At 72.4% G+C, this 21,660-nt stretch carries 17 protein-coding genes and 1 tRNA gene; 10 read left to right on the top strand and 8 right to left on the bottom strand.

The features are described 5' to 3' along the window. The first annotated feature begins 294 nt into the window (after nt 1-294). From ACWDGI_RS21395 to ACWDGI_RS21375, 5 genes are all read left to right on the top strand, one after another. Entirely contained in the window at nt 295-1,026 is a 732-nt protein-coding gene (locus ACWDGI_RS21395; protein ID WP_450761213.1) for an HAD family phosphatase, read from the top strand. Then, complete coding sequence (locus tag ACWDGI_RS21390; protein WP_450761211.1) at nt 1,023-1,796, top strand: SDR family NAD(P)-dependent oxidoreductase; 774 nt, start codon at nt 1,023-1,025, stop codon at nt 1,794-1,796. The genes ACWDGI_RS21395 and ACWDGI_RS21390 overlap by 4 nt, the downstream gene beginning before the upstream one ends. A 142-nt stretch (nt 1,797-1,938) precedes the next feature. Beyond that, complete coding sequence (locus tag ACWDGI_RS21385; protein ID WP_360496077.1) at nt 1,939-2,604, top strand: ScbR family autoregulator-binding transcription factor; 666 nt, start codon at nt 1,939-1,941, stop codon at nt 2,602-2,604. Nucleotides 2,605-2,821: 217 nt separating this feature from the next. Further along, nucleotides 2,822-3,436, top strand: a complete 615-nt coding sequence (locus ACWDGI_RS21380; RefSeq protein ID WP_450761208.1) for a ScbR family autoregulator-binding transcription factor — start codon at nt 2,822-2,824, stop codon at nt 3,434-3,436. A gap of 123 nt (nt 3,437-3,559) precedes the next feature. Beyond that, nucleotides 3,560-4,381 carry an AfsR/SARP family transcriptional regulator gene (locus tag ACWDGI_RS21375; protein WP_450761206.1) on the top strand — a complete coding sequence of 274 codons (822 nt, stop codon included), beginning with the start codon at nt 3,560-3,562 and terminating at the stop codon, nt 4,379-4,381. On the opposite strand, the gene ACWDGI_RS21370 is transcribed toward ACWDGI_RS21375, so the two are convergent. After that, nucleotides 4,365-5,495, bottom strand: a complete 1,131-nt coding sequence (locus tag ACWDGI_RS21370; protein ID WP_450761386.1) for an MFS transporter — start codon at nt 5,493-5,495, stop codon at nt 4,365-4,367. The genes ACWDGI_RS21375 and ACWDGI_RS21370 overlap by 17 nt on opposite strands. A gap of 155 nt (nt 5,496-5,650) precedes the next feature. Further along, nucleotides 5,651-6,922 carry an FAD-dependent oxidoreductase gene (locus ACWDGI_RS21365; RefSeq protein WP_450761204.1) on the bottom strand — a complete coding sequence of 424 codons (1,272 nt, stop codon included), beginning with the start codon at nt 6,920-6,922 and terminating at the stop codon, nt 5,651-5,653. A gap of 562 nt (nt 6,923-7,484) precedes the next feature. Here ACWDGI_RS21365 and ACWDGI_RS21360 point away from each other — a divergent pair. Next, nucleotides 7,485-8,456: a DMT family transporter gene (locus tag ACWDGI_RS21360; RefSeq protein WP_450761202.1), complete on the top strand. Its 972-nt coding sequence runs from the start codon at nt 7,485-7,487 to the stop codon at nt 8,454-8,456. A gap of 283 nt (nt 8,457-8,739) precedes the next feature. Then, a complete protein-coding gene (locus tag ACWDGI_RS21355; RefSeq protein WP_450761200.1) occupies nt 8,740-9,597 on the top strand; it encodes an AfsR/SARP family transcriptional regulator in 858 nt (285 codons plus the stop codon). A 169-nt stretch (nt 9,598-9,766) separates the two neighbouring features. Here the strand turns inward: ACWDGI_RS21355 and ACWDGI_RS21350 are convergent, their stop codons facing one another. Then, entirely contained in the window at nt 9,767-11,707 is a 1,941-nt protein-coding gene (locus ACWDGI_RS21350) for a cellulase family glycosylhydrolase (protein ID WP_450761199.1), read from the bottom strand. 56 nt (nt 11,708-11,763) lie between these two features. Continuing rightward, nucleotides 11,764-12,468: an alpha/beta fold hydrolase gene (locus ACWDGI_RS21345; RefSeq protein WP_450761197.1), complete on the bottom strand. Its 705-nt coding sequence runs from the start codon at nt 12,466-12,468 to the stop codon at nt 11,764-11,766. 173 nt (nt 12,469-12,641) lie between these two features. Here ACWDGI_RS21345 and ACWDGI_RS21340 point away from each other — a divergent pair, with 173 nt between their 5' ends. Then, the gene (locus ACWDGI_RS21340; RefSeq protein ID WP_450761195.1) at nt 12,642-13,331 is read left to right on the top strand and encodes a DUF6215 domain-containing protein; all 690 of its coding nucleotides are present in this window, start codon (nt 12,642-12,644) and stop codon (nt 13,329-13,331) included. 92 nt (nt 13,332-13,423) lie between these two features. On the opposite strand, the gene ACWDGI_RS21335 is transcribed toward ACWDGI_RS21340, so the two are convergent. The 3 genes from ACWDGI_RS21335 to ACWDGI_RS21325 form a co-directional block, all read right to left on the bottom strand. After that, entirely contained in the window at nt 13,424-14,023 is a 600-nt protein-coding gene (locus ACWDGI_RS21335; protein ID WP_450761193.1) for a hypothetical protein, read from the bottom strand. Nucleotides 14,024-14,279: 256 nt separating this feature from the next. After that, nucleotides 14,280-14,349, bottom strand: a tRNA-Gly gene (locus ACWDGI_RS21330). A gap of 87 nt (nt 14,350-14,436) precedes the next feature. Further along, on the bottom strand, nt 14,437-16,470 hold the full coding sequence (locus tag ACWDGI_RS21325) for an NAD(+) synthase (RefSeq protein ID WP_450761191.1): 2,034 nt from the start codon (nt 16,468-16,470) through the stop codon (nt 14,437-14,439). A 423-nt stretch (nt 16,471-16,893) separates the two neighbouring features. Here ACWDGI_RS21325 and ACWDGI_RS21320 point away from each other — a divergent pair, with 423 nt between their 5' ends. Beyond that, nucleotides 16,894-17,163: a hypothetical protein gene (locus ACWDGI_RS21320; protein WP_450761190.1), complete on the top strand. Its 270-nt coding sequence runs from the start codon at nt 16,894-16,896 to the stop codon at nt 17,161-17,163. Between the two features lie 95 nt (nt 17,164-17,258). Here the strand turns inward: ACWDGI_RS21320 and ACWDGI_RS21315 are convergent, their stop codons facing one another. After that, complete coding sequence (locus ACWDGI_RS21315; protein WP_450761188.1) at nt 17,259-18,251, bottom strand: phospholipase D-like domain-containing protein; 993 nt, start codon at nt 18,249-18,251, stop codon at nt 17,259-17,261. Between the two features lie 970 nt (nt 18,252-19,221). Here ACWDGI_RS21315 and ACWDGI_RS21310 point away from each other — a divergent pair. Next, complete coding sequence (locus ACWDGI_RS21310) at nt 19,222-21,606, top strand: ATP-binding cassette domain-containing protein (RefSeq protein ID WP_450761186.1); 2,385 nt, start codon at nt 19,222-19,224, stop codon at nt 21,604-21,606. Nucleotides 21,607-21,660 lie beyond the last annotated feature (54 nt).

The following is a 21,660-nucleotide window of genomic DNA, read 5'->3' as shown; positions in this document are numbered from 1 at the left end:
GATTCGCCAAGCGTGGTTGGACTCGATCCATGCATGACTCCGCTCGGTGGTGGTTTGGCCAAGTATTTTCGCCCTCAAGCAAGTCGAAGGCACGGCTAAAAACGGACTAACTGGCAGATGTCGGCGGCCGGTTATCGGTGGATGACAGGTGCGGCCCGCCTACGTCAAAACCTGTGCAGCGGTCTCTTTCGGCCATCTCCGCGAGGGAGTTCACCGCCCGCCGGCCCACCCGGGCCGCACCGGGCCCCGACCGCCCCTGCATGATGTTCGAACGGCCTGCGAGAGGGAGACCCGATGGAACCACTGCGCACCCTGCGCCTCGCCGCCGTCAACATCGACGGCGTCCTGCTCAACGACAGCTTCAGTCCCGTCCTGCACCGCCTGGTCCTCAAGTACGGCGGTGCGTACACCCGGGAACTGGAACAGCGGCTCTTCTCGCAGTCCCGCCTCGCCGCCGCCCGGGTGCTGCTGGAGGAGACCGGCGCCGAGGTGAGCGAACAGGACGCCATCGCCGACTACTTCGCCGAACGCGAGCAGTATCTGCGCGCCCATCCCGTCCACCCCCTCGACGGTGCCGAGGAACTCCTGCACCGGCTGCGCGCCGCGGGCCTGGACGTCATCTGCTACGGCGGTCTCGACGAGGACCACTTCCGCCGCCATCTCGGCGCCTGGGAGCAGCTGTTCACCGCTCCGCACTACATCTGCACCAACGACTTCCGCCCCGGCATCCGCGAGATAGCCGAGGACCGCTTCGGCCTCGAGCGCCACCAGGTCCTCTTCATCGACGACGTGGCCCGCTTCGCCGGTCACGCCAAGGAGCTGGACGTGCCGTTCGTCGGCCACCCCAGCACCTTCGAGCACGGCTTCCAGCGTGAGCTGATGCGCGAACTCGGTGTCCGGCACCTGGTCGGCAGCCTCGCCGAGATCGACGAACAGCGCCTGCGCACCCTCGACCGGGAGGCCGGGCTCGACGTCTTCTGGCACGATGCCGACTCCCTCTCCACCGCCCCTGAGGTGACCAGGTGACCGCAACGGAAGGCGCCGCACTGGCGGGCCGGGTCGCCCTCATCACCGGCGCCAGCAGCGGTATCGGCGCGGCCGCCGCCCGGTTGTTCGCCCGGCAGGGCGCCACCGTCGTCCTGACCGCCCGCCGCGAGGACAGGCTCCGCGACCTCGCCGACGAACTGCGCGCCGAGGGAGCCGAGGCGAGCCACCGCACCCTGGACGTGCGGGACGGAGAAGAGGTGCGCCGGACCGTAGAGTTCGCCGTCAGCCGCTACGGCCGTCTCGACGCCGCCTTCAACAACGCCGGTGTCGCGCTGCCGAAGACCCCGATGCACCTCATCGAGGACGCCGACTACGAGCGGGTCACCGAGACCAACGTGCGGGGCGTGTGGAACTGCCTGCGGCACGAGATCACGGCGATGCTGGAGACCGGCGGCGGCTCGATCGTCAACACCAGCAGTGTGGGCGGCCTGGTCGCCTCCTCGACGGCCGCGCCCTACATCGCCTCCAAGCACGCGGTGATCGGACTGACCAAGGCCGCCGCCGTCGAGTACGCCCCGCACCACATCCGTGTGAACGCCATCGCCCCGGGCCTGACCCGCTCCGAGATGATCGACGACTGGTTCGCCAAGTCGCCCGAGAACGAGGCGCGTGCCTACCGTTCCGCCCCGCAGGCGCGCGCCGCCGACCCCGAGGAGGTCGCGGAGGCCGCCGCCTGGCTGTGCAGTGACAGGGCGAGCTTCGTCACGGGTGCCACACTTACCGTGGACGGCGGGCGCACCGCCTGGTGAACTGCCCTGAAGGTCCCGTGCCGACGCACCGGCGCCGACGCGGGACCGGCCGGGAATCGGCCCTGTGCGGCCGAAATGCCGACCCCCGGTTGGGGTAAGGTACGTCACGTCCGGTTTTGTTTTGACCGAGGAGGGGGTCCCCATGGCGCGTCAGGAGCGTGCGATTCGGACCCGCCGTGCTGTTGTCGAGGCCGCCGCCGCGGTCTTCGCCGAGCGCGGATACACGGCGGCGACGATCGCCGAGATCCTCGAGCGGGCCGGAGTGACCAAGGGAGCCCTGTACTTCCACTTCGACTCCAAGGAAGCCCTCGCGCGAGGCGTGATCAACGCCCAGATCAGCGACGACTACTGGGTGCCGCGCGAGCTGAAGCTCCAGGAGTGGGTGGACATCGGCATGACGCTGGCCCACCGCATCCCCAAGGAGGTCATCCTGCTCGCCGGTATACGGCTGTCGGCGGACCTGCAGGGGCGTTCGCTGTTCGGCAGTGCCTGGCCCGCCTGGACCGAGGTGGTGACCGAGAAGCTCGTGGAGGCCAAGGAACGCGGCGAGGTGCTGCCGCACGTCACGCCGCAGGAGACCGCGGAGTGCTTCCTCGGGGCCTGGATCGGGACCCAGTTCATGTCCGAGGTGGTCTCCGACTGGACCGATCTCAACGACCGTATCTCCGTCCTCTACAACCACGTACTGCCGGCGATAGCCACACCCGCGGCCCTGATCCGACTGGACACCGCGCCCGACCGCGGCGCCCGGGTCGTCGAGGAAGTCGAGCGCCGGCGGCAGGAATCGCTGGTGGCGACCGAGGCCTGACCCGCCTCCGGTCAAACCACCTGCCTGGTTCGTTATCCGGGGGGTCACCCTCTCCCGACGATGCGGGAGGGCCATCAGGGTCCTCTGCCCGCACTCCGAACTCTGGCAAACCTACCGATCATGCTGTTTGCTAGGGTTCTCGAATCGGAATGTTGCAGGCCCAGGGGGAATCGGACCGTCCAATTCCGGATTCGCCCGGATCAACAGGGGGATCGCGATGGTCAAGCAGCTCCGGGCGGCCCGAACCCGCCAGGCCCTCGTTCACGCCGCGGCCGAGATCTTCGCGGACGACGGCTACGCGCTGTCCTCGCTGCCCGCGATCAGCCGGCGGGCCGGAGTGAGCGCCGGGGCGCTGCACTTCCACTTTCCCAGCAAGGACGCCCTCGCCGTAGAGGTGGAGGACGCGGCCCGGCGAACCATCGAGCACATGGTCGCGGACCGGCGTCCGTCGGCCGCCTCCGCACTGCACCTGCTGATCACGGTGACCCGGGAACTGCTGGTCGCGGTCGCCACCGACGTCGTGGTCCGCGCGGGCTTCAAGCTGAGCGTCGACCCCTCCCGCAAGAACGGCCCGGGTTTCGGGTGCTGGTGGCGCACGTGGGTGTGCGAACAGCTGGTGCGGGCCCAGCATCAGGGCGAGCTCGCCGAGGGGGTGTCGCCGGACCGGGTCGCCGCGGTGATAGTCGCCGCGACGGTCGGGTTCGAGGTGCTCGGCGCGGCCGACCGCGACCGGATCTCGCCCCAGCACGTCGAGCAGTTCTGGTCACTGGTGCTTCCCCAACTCGCCGCACGCAGCGGTGAGTTCGTCGGCGCCGCGCTCGCCGACTCCTGACCGCGGGTCAAGAGCCGACAAAGGCGGGGGAGTTCGGTTTGACAAACCGCCCATGCCGTTTTTGACTCGGGTGCCCGGGACTCGCCTCGGAGCACCCCAGTGGCGGACGGGCAGGGAGACGGCGTGGACATCGGCATACTCGGCACGCTCGACGTGCGCGAGATGGGCGTCTCCATCACCCCGACCGCGCCCAAGCCGCGTCAGGTGCTCGCCCTGCTCGCCCTGCACGCCGACCGGGCGGTGACCGTCGCGACGCTCACCGAGGAACTCTGGGGGCGACGGCCACCGCGCAGCGCACGCCCCACCCTGCAGACGTACATCATGCACCTGCGTGAACTCGTCGCGGGTGCGTCGGCGACGGGCGTCGACGCGGGCGGCCGCACCCCGAAACAGGTGTTGCGCACCGTACCCGGGGGCTACCTGCTCGACAGCGGTGAAGGCACCAGTGACGTCCGGGAGTTCGAGCGGCTCAGTCGGACCGGGTACCGGGCGATGGACGGGGGGGACCATCGCGAGGCGGCCCGGCTGCTGCGTGCCGCGCTCGACCTGTGGACCGGTCCGGCCCTGGCCGACGTCCCTGCCGGAGACTGCCTGCGCGCCGAGACCAGGGGGCTGGAGGAGAGCCGGCTGTGCGCGCTGGACCGGCGTATCGAGGCCGATCTGCGGCTCGGCCGGCATCGCGAGCTGATCGCCGAACTCACCGTGCTGGTCAGCCGGCACCCCACCCACGAGAGCCTGTGCGGTCAGCTCATGCTCGCCCTGCACCGCTCGGGCCGCCGCGGTGAGGCCCTCGCCGCCTACCAGCGCCTGCGCACCACCCTCGTACACGACTTCGGCCTGGAACCCTCGGCCGTGCTGGGCAAGATACGCCAGTCCGTCCTGGCGGCCACCGAGGACGACACGCAGGCCGCCGACCCCACGGGCCCGCTCACCCAGGTCGGCTGACACCCCCTCCGACGCGAAGCGGCCGGCGGCCGAGCAGCAGGGTGCAGGCGCCGGCGGTCAGCAGCCCGCCTGCCAGGAAGACGGACCGTACCCCGGCCGGTGGCAGGAGCAGGCCCCCGAGCGCGGCGCCCGCAGCGATACCGGCGTTGTAGAGGCCGGAGTTGGCCGCGAGGGCGATGTCCGTGCGGCCGGGGGCGCAGTGCAGCATCGCGTTCTGGGCGGCCATGAACACCGGCCCGAGCGCACCGCCCGTCAGGACCAGGAACACCACTGCCGCCACCGGACGGCCGCCCGCCGAGCAGAGGCCGAGCATGCCCACCGCCTGGACGGCCACGGCGGCGGTCAGCGCGGACTGCGGGAAGCGGTCGAGGAGCGCCCCGGTCACGGCCACACCGGCCAGACACGCCAATCCGAAGACGACCAGCAGGGAACTGGTCGAGCCCGGCGAGAACCCGCTCACCTCACCCAGGAACGTCACGATGTACGTGTAGCCCGCGAACGCCCCGGTGGCGGACAGCGTCCCGGCCGCCAGCACCGTCACGAACCGGCGGGTGTCGGGGCGGGTGCCGTAGGCCGCGGGCGCGTCCTGCGGGCGTGACGTCGGCAGCAGTACCGCGATCGTCACCAGTGAGACGAGCCCCGGCACCGTCAGCGCCGCCACCGGCGTCCGCCAGTCGCCGTGCCGGCCCAGCCAGGTCCCGGCGGGCACTCCGAGGACGAGGGCGAGCGAACCGGCGACGGACAGTGCCCCGACGACCCGCCCCCGGACCCGGGGCGCGAACAGACCCACCGCGACCGGACCCAGTACCGCCCAGAACAGCGCCTGGGCGAGCGCGGTCAGCAGCCGTGCCACGAGGAGTTGCCAGTACGCGGTGGCCAGTGCCGCCGCCGCGCTGGACACGACGAGCGCGGCCAGCAGCCCGGTGAGCGCGTGACGCCGGGGCACGGCCCGCGTGACATGGGCGAGCGGCAGCGACGCCACGGCCACCGTCAGGCCGTAACCGGTGACCAGCAGACCGGCCGCCGACAGCGACACCCCAAGACCCGCCGAGATCACCTCCAGGAGGCCGATCGGCAGGTTCTCGGCGGTGTTGAAGGTGAAGGCGGCCAGCATCAGGGCGCCCAGCAGCGCCGGCCCGTGCCACCGGGCCGGTCGCCGTGCGCGCACGCGGACGTCGGCCGCCCCCGCCCGTCGTACCTGGTCCACGGCACCGTCCATGGAACCAGCTCACCGGGCCGGCCGGACCCGGCGCAACCGAATTCCGCTGCTCAGGAGGTTCCGATGTGCCGGGCGATCCGTACGGCCGCGAACTCCGTGCCTGCCACGAACCGCATCATCGGCCCGAACATCGGCGCCGCGAGGGAGCCCGTGAAGTACAGCCCCGGCACCGACGACTCGAACGTCCCCCGCAGCGCGGGCGCCCTCGAACCCGGTACGCACGCCACGGCGCGACGCACGGTGGGGGACAGGAAGGGCAGGGCGTCCAGGTCCAGCCGGTAGCCGGTGGCCGCCAGCACATGGTCGACGGTGAGGGACTCGAGCTCGCCCCCGGGACCGGTGACGTCCAGGCGCACCGCCGCCCCGGAGAGCGCCGCACCGGTGACCCGGCGCGAGGTGTGCACCGGTACGACGCCCACCACCCGCTCCCGCAGCCACCAGCCGCCCGAGGGGCCGAGCGCCCGCCGGAACAGCAGCAGCCGGGCCGCCGCCGGGAACCACCGCACACCGCCCGGTGCGGCGCAGACCCCGGCCAGGATCCAGCCCGTGCCCAGCGGGGAGGCCGGCTTGGCCAGCCGCTGCGTCCAGGGCCGGGCCAGGTCCGGGGGCATGCCCCACAGCACCTTCCGCTCACGCACCAGAACCTGGGCCTCGGCGCCGGCCTCGTGCAGCAGCGCGGCACTCTCCAGCGCGGACTGGCCACCGCCGACGACCGCCACCCGCCGGCCCGCGTATGCGGACAGGTCGGTGTGGTGGCTGGTGTGCGACACCGGCGCCCGGGGGCCGGGCCCCTCGGGTGCCAGGTGCCGCAACTCGTCCGGGACATGGGCGAGTCCGTTCAGACCGGTCGCCACCACGACGGCCGACGCCGCCGTCTCCTGCCCGTCGTCCGCGCGGACGACGAAGCCGGCTCCGGACGCGGCCCGCTCGACCGCGGTCACCCGGGCCGGCTCCACCCCGCCGACGTACCGCTTCTGGAACCACTGCCCGTACCGTACGAACACGTCGCACGGGATCGGGGTCAGCTCGGTCAGTTCCGGCTCGCCGTGCTCGCGCCGGAAGTCCGCCAGCCGGCCGCCCGGCTCCGGCGCCGACAGATCGGTCGCGGCCGGTGTCGATTTCAGGAACATGCCGGTGGCCATGGCATGCCGCCAACTGCCCATCACATCGCCGAAGACGCGGACCGGTGCTCCCGCCGCCCGTAAGTGGGCGGCCACCGACAGTCCGTACGGCCCGGCCCCGATCACGACGACCGGTGGCCGTCCGCGCCCGGCGAACGCCTGCTCCTGGGCAGGGTGCCGCCCCGGAAGCGACTGCGTCATGGATCCCTCCGCTGGTCTGTTCGCCGCCCTCCCCTGGGCGACGCGACACTGCGGGATGGCACGCCCGGCGTGACTCGGCCGTGCTCGTCCCCCCTCCGCGGGTGAGTCTGTCCCACGCGGCCGACCCGGGAAACGATATCTACGCACGTTGGCCAAAACTTGGTCGAATCATACGACAAGCGCACCCGGTCAAGTCATTGACGTGCGGAGGAGGGCTGCCGACGATCACGGACCCGACAGGTTCGATCGGCGGCCGCGGCCGCCCGGCTCCGCCCGCCGGCCGAGGGTCGCGGCAGCGGCCCCCGGACCGCTGCCGTGCTCCGTGCGCGGCAGCCGTCCCGACGTGCGGACGGGCCGACCGCTTCCGGACCGCCCGGATACCATCGCCGTGTGAACACCTACTGGCACGTCGTTCTGCCGCCGCTCCGCGCCTGACGGGCGCACCAGCCGACGGCTTGAATCCACGCTCCCGGCCCTGCCTTCGAGGCCGCCCGGGGCCTGTGTCGTGCGCCCGTTCCGAAACCAGTCCGCAGACGGTATTCGACGACGGAAGTTCACGACTGTGCCGAACGACACCTCATCCCCCTTCTCCCGGCCCCGCACCGGCTCCACCCGCGCGCGTCCGCGCCCCCGTCGGGCCGGAGCGCTCGCCGGGCCGGTCCCGATCCTCACGGCCGCCGTGCTGTGGGGCACCACCGGGACCGCGAGTTCCCTCGCCCCGGCCGGAGCGCCGGCCGCCGCCGTGGGCGCCGCCGGCCTGGTCCTCGGCGGCCTCCTGCTGCTCCTGACCGCACCCGGCGCCCGCACCCTGCCCCGGGCCTGCACCGGCGGCGAACGCCGGCTGCTGGTCCTCGGCGCCCTCGCGGTGGCCGGATACCCGCTCACCTTCTATCCCGCCGTGGCCCGCACCGGCGTCGCCGTGGCCACCGTGGTCGCACTCGGCGGCGCTCCCGTCTTCGCGGGCCTCCTCGGTCTGCTCACGCGCCAGTCCCGGCCCACCGTCCGCTGGGCGTCGGCGACCGGCGCGGCAGTCCTCGGCTGCACCGTGCTCGTCCTCGGGCCCGCGCTCGCCGGTGACGGCGCCCCCGTGGACACCCTCGGCGTTCTGCTGGCCGGGCTCGCCGGGCTGTCGTACGCCGGTTACGCCCTCGTCGGCGGACGGCTCATCGCCCGCGGCCACGCCTCCGGCCCGGTGATGGGCGTGATGTTCGGGGGAGCGGCACTGTTCGTGCTGCCCGTGCTGTTGTGGAGCGCCGGGCCGTGGCTGCTGACGGCGCGCGGCACGCTGGTCGTCCTGTACCTCGGCGCGGTCACCACCTTCCTCTGCTACCGGCTCTTCGGATACGGCCTGCGGCACACCACCGCCCAGATCGCGACGACCCTGACCCTGGTCGAGCCCGCGGTGGCCGCCGTCCTGGGAGTCGCGGTCCTGGGCGAGCGCCTGCCTGCCGTCTCCTGGTGCGGACTGGCGGTGCTGGCGCTGGGAATCGTCTTCCTCACCCTGCCCGCCGGCTCCCGTGGCCGAGGACGCTGAGCCGATCCATGGTCAAGTAACCGACCGGATGGCTCCGTTCGCGCTGTTCTCCGGGCCGTTGTCCGCTACGGCTCGCAGCCCGGTCCGAACCGTCCGGTCGGTGTCGCTCCGCCCCGAGGGTCGTCGAAAAGGCGGCGCGGAGCAGCCACTTCGGTGTTTCCCGGGGGCGGTGCGGCCCCCTGTGGCCGTCCGCCGAAAGCGGGCCGGCGGACGGTTTGTTGACAGACCGCTTGCGCTGTTTTCTACTGGCGGAGTGTCAGGTGAGAGGATCAGGGAGACGCGTGTGGACATCGGGCTGCTGGGTGCACTGAACGTGCGGGAGAACGGGGTCTCCATCGCCCCGACCGCGCCGAAGCCCCGCCAGGTGCTGGCCCTGCTGGCGCTCCGAGCCGACCAGGTGGTGCCCGTCCCCACTCTCGTCGAGGAGCTCTGGGCGGGTGCCCCGCCGCGCAGCGCCCGCACCACCCTGCAGACCTATGTGCTCCAGCTCAGGGAACACATCGCGACCGCCCTGCGTCAGGGCGCCGGTCCCGAAGACGCGGACGCGCCGTGTGCGAAGGACGTCCTCACCACCCTGCCGGGCGGTTACCTGCTGGCCTCCGGGGGCGGCGGCAGTGACGTCCACGAGTTCGAGCGGCTCCGCGAACTGGGCTGCCGGGCCATGGACGACGAGAACTTCGCGAGCGCCTCCCGCACCCTGCGCCAGGCGCTGGACCTGTGGACCGGCCCGCCCTTCGCGGACGTCCACACCGGAGCCCACCTGGCCATGGAGGCGCGGCGGCTCGAGGAGAGCCGGTTGTGCGCCCTGGACCAGCGGATCGAGGCCGACCTGCGGCTCGGCCGGCACCGCGAACTGCTCGCCGAACTCACCGTCCTGACCAGCCGCTACCGCACCCACGAGAACCTGCACGCCCAGTTCATGCTCGCCCTCTACCGCTCTGGCCGGCGCGGCGAGGCACTCCAGGTCTACCAGCAACTGCGCACCCTCCTCGTCAGAGACCTCGGCCTGGAACCCTCGGCGCGACTGCGCCGCCTCCAGCAGTCCATCCTCATGGCCACCGCCGAGAGCCCCGGCTCCCCGGCGCACCACGACGACCTGGCCGTGCCGGCTTCGGGTGGCGGCCTGGCGCGCGTGCCCTGAGCGGGTCGCGGCCGCGCCGACCCCGCCTCCCGAACCCGTTAGCGACACCGCGCCCCTCACCACCGAGTACGGCTGCGCCCCGGCCGGCCGGCGGAGCGCCTGCGCCGACATGAGCGTCCGGGACCTGGCCAAGGTGGTGACGGGAGCGGCGGGCCGGTGACGGGCGGGGTCAGGACGGCAGCGGCGCGCACAGCACGGCGGCGGGACCCTGCGTGCTGCCCATGCGGGTGGTGAACGCGACGCCCGCGATGTACTCGCCGGCGGCACACTGGCCCTTGTAGGCGCCGTACGCGAAGTCGTCGCCCGCGGCATCGGTGGGGCGGTTGTCGGACCGGTCGAACCACACCGTCCGGCCGCTCGCGCTCAGCGCGGCGCGCGCGGGCACGCACAGCACCGCCGACGCCCGCTCCCCGCGGCGGCTGTAGCCGATCGCGAACTGACCCGCCGGGCACTGGAGTTTGGTGTATCCCGAGGCCCAGTCGCCGCCCGCCGGGACGTACCGCTCGTCCGTGACGACCGTCTGGGCGTTGCCCGTGGCCCGCAGATCGCCGGTCGTCGCGTCCGTGCACAGGCCGCGTCCGCCGGAGTGGGCGAGGCCGACCAGCCGCAGCCCGTCGGGGCAGGCCGCCTTGTAGGCGCCCGAGTCCCAGTCGCCGGCCGCCCGTGTCCGCAGGGACTGGACCGCGTCGCCGTGGTCCGTGGCCAGCATCCGCCAGGTGGTACCCGGCGCGATGTATCCCGTGCGGCCGGGGGAGTTGAGGAGGTGATTCCAGGCCGTGGCCCGCCAGTCGCCTCCGTCGAGGATGCCGGACCGGTGCCCGGCGGTGTCGTAGCGCAGCAGCGCCCAGTCGTCGTGGCCCTCCCAGCCGACCAGCGGCCAGTAGGCGAAGTCGGCGTCGTGGTCGGCGAAGTAGTCGGTGATGTTGCCGAACCAGGTGCGGGCGGCCGTACCCGTCTCGCCCGCGCCGATGCCGAACTCGCTGATCCACACGGGCGCGGTGTAGTGCTTGCCCTCGGTGGTGACGAAGAAGGCCTGGTCGGAGAGGACCTGGTACAGCTCGTCGCGGGTCAGGTCCTGGTAGCGGGGATCGCTGGTCTCGCCGATGCCGGTGGCGCCGCTGTGGTGGGGGCCGGTGTAGCCGTAGAAGTGGGCGGAGTAGACCAGCTTGTGGGCGTCCACCAGAGTGTGGGAGAGGGTGCGGACGGGGGTGAGGGTGGGGCGGTCGTGCGGGAAGCCGTCCACCGGCAGCCCGGTCCAGTTGATGCCCTCGATGACGATGAGCAGGTTCGGGTCGGCCTCGGTGAGGATGCGGTCGGCGGCGAGCTGGGCGGCCGCGTACCAGTCGTGGTCGTCGCCCAGCCCCCAGTTGGGGTCGTTGAGGACGTCACGGCGCACCTCGTTGTAGAGGTCGGCGCCCACGACACGGGGGTTGGCCGCGTAGCGCCGGGCCATGAAAACCCAGTCGTCGGCCCACTGCTGGGTGGACTGGCTGCTGTTCCACCGCTCGTTGCCGTCGATGCCGCAGCACCAACGGGAGGTGTTGGTGTGGTTGTTGAGGATGACGGCGAACCCCGCGCCGGTCAGGGCGGCCACCACGGCGTCGTAGACCTCCAGGGGGGTCTCTCCGCGCAGCTGCGGATTCGCCGTGACCGCGGCGCCCGGTACCGGCGTCGTCGTATGGATCATCTCGTTCGAGAACGGCAGCCGGATGCTGTTGATGCCGAGCGCCTGGAAGTCCGACAGGAGCTGGGGGAGGGAGGCGCGGTCCAGGCCCAGGGGGATGCCGTAGGAGTCCTGGCCGGCGTGGTGGGCGGCGGGGTCGGAGCTGTTTCCGCTTCCGGTCCAGGACCCCTGGGCGCCGTCCCAGTTGGCGGCCTTCAGGCGGAAGCGGTTCCCGGCGGCGTCGACGATGTAGCGGCCCCGGGTGGACAGGGGTGGCTGCCAGGTGCCGACGGCGGATGCGACCGGTGCCGTGGCGGCCGACCGCGGTGCGGAGGAGGCCGCGGCGGGCCGCGGTGCGGCGGTCGCCGGGGTGGTGCCGGACAGGGCGAGAACCATGAGCGTTGCTGTCAGGTACGTGACAAGCTTGACGAACTTCGTGATCGACATCAGCCGTCCTCGGAGTGGATGCCGCGTGGGGGCGCCGCAATTTATCAGGGCGCGCGTCAACGGAGAAGCGGCTCCTCGGCCCCACAGGCCTCGGCCGTCCAGCCTTCCAGATCACGTTCGGGACGCAGCAGCCGGCGGACGGCGGCGGCCGAGGCCCGGTGCCAGTCGTGGCTGCGGCGGAGCATCGCGTGATCCCCGCCCCTGAGCAGCACCATTCCGGCCTGCGCACCCGCCTCGCGGGCCTGACGTACATACGCGGCCGACTCGGCGGGCTCGGTGACCCGGTCACGGTCGCCGTGCAGGACGACGATCCGCGTTCCGGCGAGGTCGTCCACGGGGTCGCCGGGCGGGCACCAGGGCGCCAGCGCGAGCACACCGCGCACCGCGGGGTCGGCCGCCGCCCGCAGCGCGGCCCGGCCGCCCATCGAGTGGCCGACCAGCACCACGGACACGTCCCCGGCCCGGCCCCGCAGTTCGTCGAGGGCGCGCAGGGTGTCCTGGAGCGGATCGGCGGCGTCGTTCCAGCCGCGGTACCGGTAGCGCACCTGGCCGACCAGCACGTCGCGGGGCGAGGAGACCGACGCGGCGGCGCTCAGGAAGGGGCGCATGCGCAGGGCCGCCGGCTGCCAGGGTCGCGCCGGCCGCAGCCCCCTCTCCTGGCCGCCGTGCAGGACGAGCACCGCCGCGCGCGTCCGGTCCCGCGGTGCGCGACGCACCACCAGTGCGCTCCCACTCGCCTCGACGACCCGTCCGTCGGTCACCGCGTCCACCCCTGCTTCTCCGGCCCTGCGTGCTGCCGCCATCAAACACCGCCGGGGGAAGCCACAGCCACCGAGAAGGGCTGAGCGGACCGTGCCATCCCCGTGAACATCAGTACCGTGAACCTCGGTTAGGCTCCAGGGCGCACAGGGGACGCACAGTGGGGGTGGGGGACATGACCGAAGGTTTCAGCGAGCCCGAAAAGGAAGGCAGACCGGCGGTCCAGGCGATCGCGGCGGTGGCCGTGTTCCTGGGCGTGGTGGGCGTCCTGTGGGCGCAGAAGGCGTTCGTCCACCCGCAGGACGCGAGCAGCGCACCGGCGGCCTGCTCGAAGTCGACCGACCGGCTGCCGGCCCGCTATGTCTCGGGCGCACGGCTGTGCAAGGCGCTGAACCGCCCGGACCTTCCGGCCCTGTTGGGAACACCGCAGGAACAGGCCGAGACCGCCGGCGGCAGCGGTGACTGGATCACGCTTGCCGGGGGCACGAAGATCCCCTCGCCCGACGCCACGGTGACCCTGAAGACGTACTCCGTGAAGCTGTCGGCGTCCTACGACGATCTGTCCGTCGCCGAGGTCGGCGACCTGATGGGCGGCGCACGCAGGACGACCGTTTCGGGGCACCCGGCCGTCCTCTATTCCAGCCCGACCATCTCCATCGGCTTCAACCTCGGCGGCGGGAAGGCGACCACGGGGCCCGGCGGCACGGCGCGCTGTCTCCTGGTCTCGAAGCACGCGAAGGACGATGGCAAGGGCACGTTCGAGGTCGCGATCTGGCGGCAGGACGACGTGCTGCCCGACGACACGGCTCTCGAACGGGTCGCGGAGCAGGTGTTGCAGACCGTCCCGGGCTGGAACGGGAACTGACCGACCGTCCCGCGGCCGAACGGGCTCGCCGCCGCGGCGCCCTGGAACACGGGCACTGCGGCGGCGAACCGCGGTCGGTCCGGTTCAGTCCCTCACGGCGCGACGGTCGTCGTCGACGCGGCGGCGTCCGTGGCGGGCAGCGACGGCAGCGCGGGCACGGCGCCGAGCAGCCCGGCGACCGCGGCCAGGATGGGTCCGAGCAGCCCGGTGACGGCGCTCACCACTCCGCCGAGGTCGAGCGAGGTCAGCGAGGCGAGCAGGCTCTTGACGGCGGCCTGGACGGCGTTCAGCAGGTCCGAGACGGGGTCGGCCGCCCGGGCCGCACGGTCCGTGCCGTCGGCGTCCAGCTTCCGCAGCCGCTCCTGGAGAGCGGCGCTCCATTCCCGTACTTCCTTCGCGTAGGCGGCGGCCCGGGCCGGGTCGACACCGGTGCCGTCCGCCGTGGCGAGGTTCGGAAGCGTGTCCAGGAGCGGGGTCAGGGCGCGGTCGTACCGCGTCGTGTCCATCGCTTCGATGCGGTCCAGCAGCGTGGCGACATCGGTACCGGGCCATGGAACCGTGTGTGCGGCACCGGAACCCGATGCTTCACGGCCGGCGTCGGCGGCGGCAGCGGTGGCGGCGGCCGGCCCGAAGACCAGGGCGGCACAGACCAGCGGGGAGATGAGGAGGCCGCGGGAGGCTAGGGCGCGCATGGAGGTTCCTTTCGACACTGCTGTCCTTGTGCCCACCCTGGAAAGCCGCACGGGGCGCCGCAACCGGTGCCCCGGCCCGCAAGCTGCCCGCCTTCCCGACGAGTCCTCTCTGACCAGGTGCTTTGCCCTGCTCCAAGGCTCCTTCCGGGTGTCGGCGGGAGGTTCCTCCGTCAGGGTGTGTACGGCGCCGCCGCCGAGAGCCGTACATGCGAAGAGCCCCGCCCCCGACGGATCGGGGGCGGGGCTCTTCGGACGGAGCGCCGGGCAGGCCTTGCACCTGCATCTCCCCACAGGAAGTGGGGCGTCTTTCCTTGGACCACCAACGCATCGCGCGTCACCCGGATTTGGAGTCCCGCGCGCGAGATCGACCCTAGCGTGGCCGCAGGGCGGACACCAAATCGCGGGCAGGAAGGCTACGCCTCCGGGACCCGTGCCAGGTCGTGCAGCCAGGCCTTCGCCGAACTGTCCGACGGGGCGCGCCAGTCGCCACGCGGAGACAGGGAGCCGCCCGCCGAGACCTTCGGGCCGTTCGGCATGGCCGAGCGCTTGAACTGGGCGAAGGCGAAGAAGCGCCGGCAGAAGTAGTCGAGCCAGTGCCGGATCTCGGCCAGGTCGTACGCCTTTCGGTCGGACTCGGGGAAGCCGGGCGGCCAGGCGCCCGCCTCCCGGTCGTGCCAGGCGTGCCAGGCCAGGAAGGCGATCTTCGACGGCCGGAACCCGTGCCGCAGCACCTGGTACAGGGTGAAGTCGTGCAGCGCGTACGGGCCGATCTTGGACTCGGTGGACTGCAGTTCCTCGCCCGGCACCAGTTCGGGACTGATCTCCGTGTCGAGGATCGCGGCAAGGGTCTCACCGGTGCGCGGGTCGAACTGCTCGCTGCTGATCACCCAGCGGATCAGATGCTGGATCAGCGTCTTCGGCACACCGGAGTTGACGTTGTAGTGGCTCATCTGGTCGCCGACGCCGTAGGTGCACCAGCCGAGCGCCAGCTCGGATAGGTCACCGGTGCCCAGCACGATGCCGCCGCGCTGGTTGGCGAGCCGGAAGAGGTAGTCGGTGCGCAACCCGGCCTGGACGTTCTCGAAGGTGATGTCGTACACCGGCTCGTCGGCCGCGAACGGGTGGCCCATCTCCTTGAGCATGAGGCGCGCGGTGGGCGTGATGTCCAGCTCGGCCGCGGTCACGCCGAGCGAGTTCATCAGCTTGTGGGCATTGCCCTTGGTGTGGTCGCCGGTGGCGAAGCCCGGCAGGGTGAAGCCCAGGATGTCGCTGCGCGGGCGGCCCGCGCGGTCCATCGCCCGGGCGGCGACGATCAGCGCGTGGGTGGAGTCGAGGCCGCCGGACACCCCGATGACCACCTTCGGGCCGCCGATCGCCGCCAGCCGCTGCTGGAGCGCCGCGACCTGGATGTTGTACGCCTCGTAGCAGTCCAGGGCGAGCCGTTCCAGGTCCGCGGGGACGAAGGGGAAGCGTTCGACCCGGCGGCGCAGGCCCAGGTCGGCGGTCGGCGGGTCGAGCCGGAAGGGGACGGTACGGAAGCTGCCGGTGCGTGCCGCGTGCGTACGGCGGTTGTCGTCGAACGAGCCCACCCGGGCCCGCTCCTGACGCAGCAGGTCCAGGTCCACGTCGGCCACCGCGTACTGGTCGTCCAGCGGGAACCGGTCCGTCTCGGCGAGCAGGGCGCCGTTCTCGTAGATCATGGTCTGGCCGTCCCAGGACAGGTCCGTCGAGGACTCACCCAGCCCGGCCGCCGCGTAGACGTACGCGGCCAGACAGCGCTGCGACGCCGAGCGGCACAGCAGCTTGCGGTCCTCCGCGCGGCCGACCGTGATCGGGCTGCCCGAGAGGTTCACCAGCACGGTCGCGCCGGCCAGCGCGGCCTCCGCGCTCGGCGGCACCGGCACCCACATGTCCTCGCAGATCTCGGCGTGCAGCACCAGGCCGGGGACGTCCTCCGCGTCGAACAGCAGGTCCACCCCGAACGGCACGGACTCGCCGCCGATCCGGATGGTGCCGCCCCGCTCGTCGTCGCCCGAGGCGATCTGCCGGCGCTCGTAGAACTCCCGGTAGTTCGGCGGGTACGACTTCGGTGCGACACCGAGGATCCGGCCGCGGTGCACGAACACCGCGCAGTTGTAGATCCGGTTGCGGTGGCGCAGCGGGGCGCCGACGACGAGGACCGGCAGCAGTCCGGCCGAACCGGCCGCCACCGTCGCGAGGGCCTCCTCGACCTGGTCGAGCACCACGTCCTGGAGGAGCAGGTCCTCGATCGAGTAACCGGTCAGGCCGAGCTCGGGGAAGACGGCCACGGCGACGCCGTCCTCGGCGCAGCGGCGGGCCTGGCGCAGGACCGCCTCGGCGTTGGCGAGGGGGTCGGCGATGACGGTGTGGCCGGTGCACGCGGCGACCCGCGCGAAACCGTGCTCATAGATCGACCAGAAGTTCAACGGGGGCTTCCTCGGGAGAGACGGACACGGTGCGGATGCCGGACGGACGGCGTCGCCGTACCCGGGCACCCTCTCCATCGGCGGTCCGGCGAACCTCCTGCTCCAAGAAGCATAGATCGGCGGTGATCCGTGCTGACCAGGGGATTCCCGGCGAGCCGCGGGGCCGTCGACCGGATGGGAGGGGTCACAGCGGTCACAGGGGCATGGTGTCCCGAAGACCGGCGGCCATCCGGCGGGCCGGGACCTCGGTCTCGGCGGCGACCCGGTGGAACGCGGTCTCCGCCCGGCGGGCCGGCCAGTCGGGCGGCAGGTGCCGGACGGGCGTACGACGGGCCCGGTGATCTCGTTTCCGGTACTGGTCACGGGGTGGGGCGGACCGGGCCGCGGTGGTACGGCAGGACGGTGCGGCACCGGCTGTCCGGCATGCCGAGACCTGCCACCGCGCCGGACGGTGACCTGTCTCGGGCCCGCGCCTTCCGCCGGAGGGCGGCTGTCGAGGAGCGGGCCCGGCGCGCGGTGACGGCGGCCGTCGAGGAGCGGGCCCGGCGCGCGGTGGCCGCCGCCGTCGAGGAGCGGGCCCGACACGCGGCGGCCGCCGCCGTCGAGTGGTTGGACGAGGACCGCACCGAGCCGCACGAGGTCGTCCTCACCCCGCGCCTCGCCGTTCGCGGGACCATCGCCGAATCCCGCTGACGTCGGGACGCCCCCGCGGCCCGCCCGTGTGGCCGAGCCCCACCCCGGCCCGTGCACAGGTGTCGCCGGGGTGGGGAGGCCGGAGGCCCACTGCGCTACGCGGCCGTGCCGCCCTTGTAGTCGCTGTTGAACGTGGTCTCGACGGTCGTGGCCACCGACTGGGCCACCCCCGTGCCGGTCAGGATGATGCCCAGCTCCCGGTTGCTGGACAGGGAGTTGCTGCTGATGTTCATGGAGCCGGCCTCCACCTCCTGGGTGGACAGGCCGTAGTCGGCGACCATGGCCTTGGCGTGGACGTAGAAGCCGTCGGGGTCGGAGTAGCCGACGACCGTGCCGCCGGCGTTCTCGATCTCGGAGACCTCGCTGGAGTAGTCGCCCGGGGTCTCCAGAACGATCCGCACCTTCACGCCCGCCTCGGCCCTGGCCACGATCGCGTTGACCACCGTGCTGTCGCTGAACTCCAGTTCCTCGACGTCGAGCGTCTTGGTGGCCGCGTTGATCACGGACAGCAGCCGGCTCCGGGAGTCGGTGGGGGACCAGAGCAGGTGGTCGCCGTCGGTGGGGGTGACCGAGGTGCCGGCGTAGTCGGCGGCGAACACCTTCTCGATGGCGGCGACATCGCGGGTGTCGTCGGTGAACACCCCGTAGTCCCGGCCGGTCGAGTAGTACTGCGAGGTCAGGTTGCCGGTCAGGACCAGCGACTTGGTGGCGTCCACCGTGATGGTCTTCTGGTGCGTGTAGACGAAACCGGACGGCGACCACACCACACCCACGCCCGCCTTGGTCAGGGCGCTGTACGCGGAACTGTTGGCGCTCTGGTGCGCCCGGTCCAGGACCACCCGCACGGTGACGCCCTTGTTCTTCAGGGCTATGAGGTCGTTGACGGCCGTGGTGTCCTCCAGCTCGTACATCGTCATGTCGAGCGAGCTGGTGGCCGAGTTGATGAAGTCGTAGATCGTGGGCTCGCTGCTGCTGAGCGAGAAGGCGAACGCGGTGTAGCTCGCGGCGTTCGCGGGGACCGCGGCGGCGATCACGGCCGCGCCGGCCGCCAGGGCGACACCCGCGCGACCGAGAATCTTCGACAGCATGCGTGACTCCTAGTCGAGTTGACGCTCACGTGGGGGGTGGGTGAGCGTGCGCATGACACCACGCGCGTAGACCGCCGAGGAAGGGGAGCCCGGTGAACTCGCCGTTATCTGTGAGCCGTGGGGGCGGACAATGCGGACTTCGCCCAGGTCGGGGTCGGTTCATGGGCGTCCCGCGAGAACGCAAAATCTTCGTAGCCGGGCCCGGCGGGCAGTCCGTCGGAGACAGGGTGAGCGGTGGCCGAGGGCCCGGGTCGGCAGGGCCTTGCAGGGGCCCGTGCGGTACGGCGGGATCGCCGGGCCCACCCGGCAGCGGGACCTGGGCGGTGGAGCCCCACGCCGACCCCCGGCTGCCGCCCGCCCCCGCCGACCCCCGGCCCTTTGCCGCCCGCGCCGACACCGGGCCCGCGCCGCCCCCCCGGCCCGCGCCGCCCCCCGGGTCCTGGTCAGCCTGTGCCGGCCCCCGGCCCACGCCAGCCCCCGGCCCTGGCCCGGCCGCCCGCGCCGACACCGGGCCCGCGCTGGCCGCCTGCCCGCGCCGCCCCCCGGCCCTGGCCCGCCTGCGCCGGACGCCGGCCCTGGTCAGCCTGCGCCGGACGCCGGCCCTGGCCCGCCTGCGCCGGCCGCCGGCCCTGGCCCGGCCGCCCGCGCCGGCACTCGACCCGCGCCGGCCGCCGGCCCCGGGCCGTCCGCCCGCGCCGGCCGCCGGCCCCGGCCCGCCCGCCCCGCCGCCCGCCCGCGGCCGGCCGGGCGGCGTGGCAGGTCAGCGGGCGGTCGGGCGGCCGGGCAGGTCAGCGGGCGGTCGGGCGGCCGGGCAGGTCAGTGGGCGGGTGGTGGGACCGGTCGGCGGGTGGTGGGACCGGTCGGCGGGCGGTGGGACCGGTCAGTAATGGAGAAGCGCTAGTGTTCCACCCCGGCTAGCGTGGCGGCCGTCGACGGAGGCCCCGCGCAGCGGATGGAGACGGGTTTGAGCATGGCCGGAAAGACAGAGACGCAGGCGTCCACGCCGCACGTGGCGGACAGCCACGACCTGATCCGTGTGCACGGCGCGCGAGAGAACAACCTCAAGGACGTCAGCATCGAGATCCCGAAGCGCCGGCTGACGGTCTTCACCGGAGTCTCCGGCTCGGGCAAGAGCTCGCTGGTGTTCGACACCATCGCCGCCGAGTCACAGCGGCTGATCAACGAGACCTACCCCGCCTTCGTCCAGGGCTTCATGCCCAACCTGGCCCGCCCCGAGGTCGACGTCCTCGACGGCCTGACCACCGCGATCATCGTGGACCAGCAGCGGATGGGCGGCGACCCCCGCTCCACCGTCGGCACCGCCACCGACGCCAACGCACTGCTGCGGATCCTCTTCAGCCGGCTCGGCAAGCCGCACATCGGCTCGCCCAAGGCGTTCTCCTTCAACATCGCCTCCATCAGCGGGGCCGGCGCCGTCACCGTCGAACGCGGCGGACAGCAGGTCAAGGAGCGCCGCAGCTTCAGCATCACCGGCGGCATGTGCCCGCGCTGCGAGGGCCGCGGCGCCGTCACCGACCTCGACCTCGGCCAGCTCTACGACGACACCAAGTCCCTCAACGAGGGCGCGATCACCGTCCCCGGCTACAAGGGCGGCGGCTGGAACTCCCGCCTCTACACCGAGTCCGGCTTCTTCGACCCGGACAAGCCGATCAGGAAGTTCACCAAGAAGGAACTCCACGACTTCCTGCACCGCGAGCCGACCCGGATGAAGATCGCGGGCATCAACATGACGTACGAAGGTCTGATCCCGCGGATCCAGAAGTCGATGCTCTCCAAGGACAAGGAGTCGATGCAGCCGCACATCCGCGAGTTCGTGGAGCGGGCGGTCACCTTCGCCACCTGTCCCGAGTGCGACGGCACCCGCCTGAGCGAGGGCGCCCGCTCCTCGAAGATCGCCGGGATCAGCATCGCCGACGCCTGCGCGATGCAGATCAGCGACCTGGCCGCATGGGTCAAGACCCTTGACGAGCCGTCGGTGGCGCCGCTCCTCACGACGCTCCGCGACACCCTCGAGTCGTTCGTGGAGATCGGCCTCGGCTATCTCTCGCTGGACCGGCCGGCGGGCACCCTGTCCGGTGGCGAGGCGCAGCGCACCAAGATGATCCGCCACCTCGGCTCCTCGCTCACCGACGCCACCTACGTCTTCGACGAGCCCACCACCGGCCTGCACCCGCACGACATCCAGCGCATGAACGGCCTGCTGCTGCAACTGCGCGACAAGGGCAACACCGTCCTCGTCGTCGAGCACAAGCCCGAGGTCATCGCGATCGCCGACCACGTCGTCGACCTCGGCCCCGGCGCCGGCGCAGGCGGCGGCACCGTCTGCTTCGAGGGCACCGTCGAGGGCCTCCGCAAGGCCGGCACCATCACCGGCCGGCACATCGACGACCGGGCCACCCTGAAGGAGACCGTCCGCAAGCCCACCGGGGCGCTGGAGATCCGCGGCGCGAGCACCCACAACCTGCAGGGCGTCGACGTAGACGTCCCGCTCGGGGTCCTGACCGTCGTCACCGGCGTCGCCGGGTCCGGCAAGAGCTCCCTGGTGCACGGCTCGATCCCGGCCGGCGCCGGGGTGATCTCCGTCGACCAGGGCGCCATCCGCGGCTCCCGGCGCAGCAACCCGGCGACGTACACCGGGCTCCTCGAACCGATCCGCAAGGCCTTCGCCAAGGAGAACGGCGTCAAGCCGGCCCTGTTCAGCCCCAACTCCGAGGGCGCCTGCCCCACCTGCAACGGCGCCGGCGTCATCTACACCGACCTGGCGATGATGGCCGGCGTGGCCACCACCTGCGAGGACTGCGAGGGGAAGCGGTTCGAGAGGTCGGTGCTCGACTACGCGCTCCACGGCCGCGACATCAGCGAGGTGCTGGCCCTCTCGGTGAACGAGGCCGTGGTGTTCTTCGCGGCGGACGAGGCGAACGTCCCGGCCGCCCAGCGGATCGCCCAGCGCCTCCAGGACGTCGGCCTCGGCTACCTCACCATCGGTCAGCCGCTCACCACCCTGTCCGGCGGCGAGCGCCAGCGCCTCAAGCTGGCCACGCACATGGCCGACAAGGGTGGCGTCTACGTCCTCGACGAGCCGACCGCGGGCCTGCACCTCGCCGACGTCGAGCAACTCCTCGGCCTGCTCGACCGGCTGGTCGACGCCGGTAAGTCCGTCATCGTCGTCGAGCACCACCAGGCGGTCATGGCCCACGCCGACTGGATCATCGACCTCGGCCCCGGCGCCGGCCATGACGGCGGCCGGATCGTCTTCGAGGGCACCCCGGCCGACCTCGTGGCCACCCGCAAGACCCTCACCGCCGAGCACCTCGCGGAGTACGTCGGCGCCTGACACCCCGGCCCGCCGCCAGGCGCGGGAACACGTCCGCGGACGTGTTCCCGCGCC

The organism is Streptomyces sp. NPDC001220, from assembly GCF_053597895.1.
Note: the sequence above shows the minus strand (reverse complement) of the source record. Positions and strands in the feature narration are given on the sequence as shown.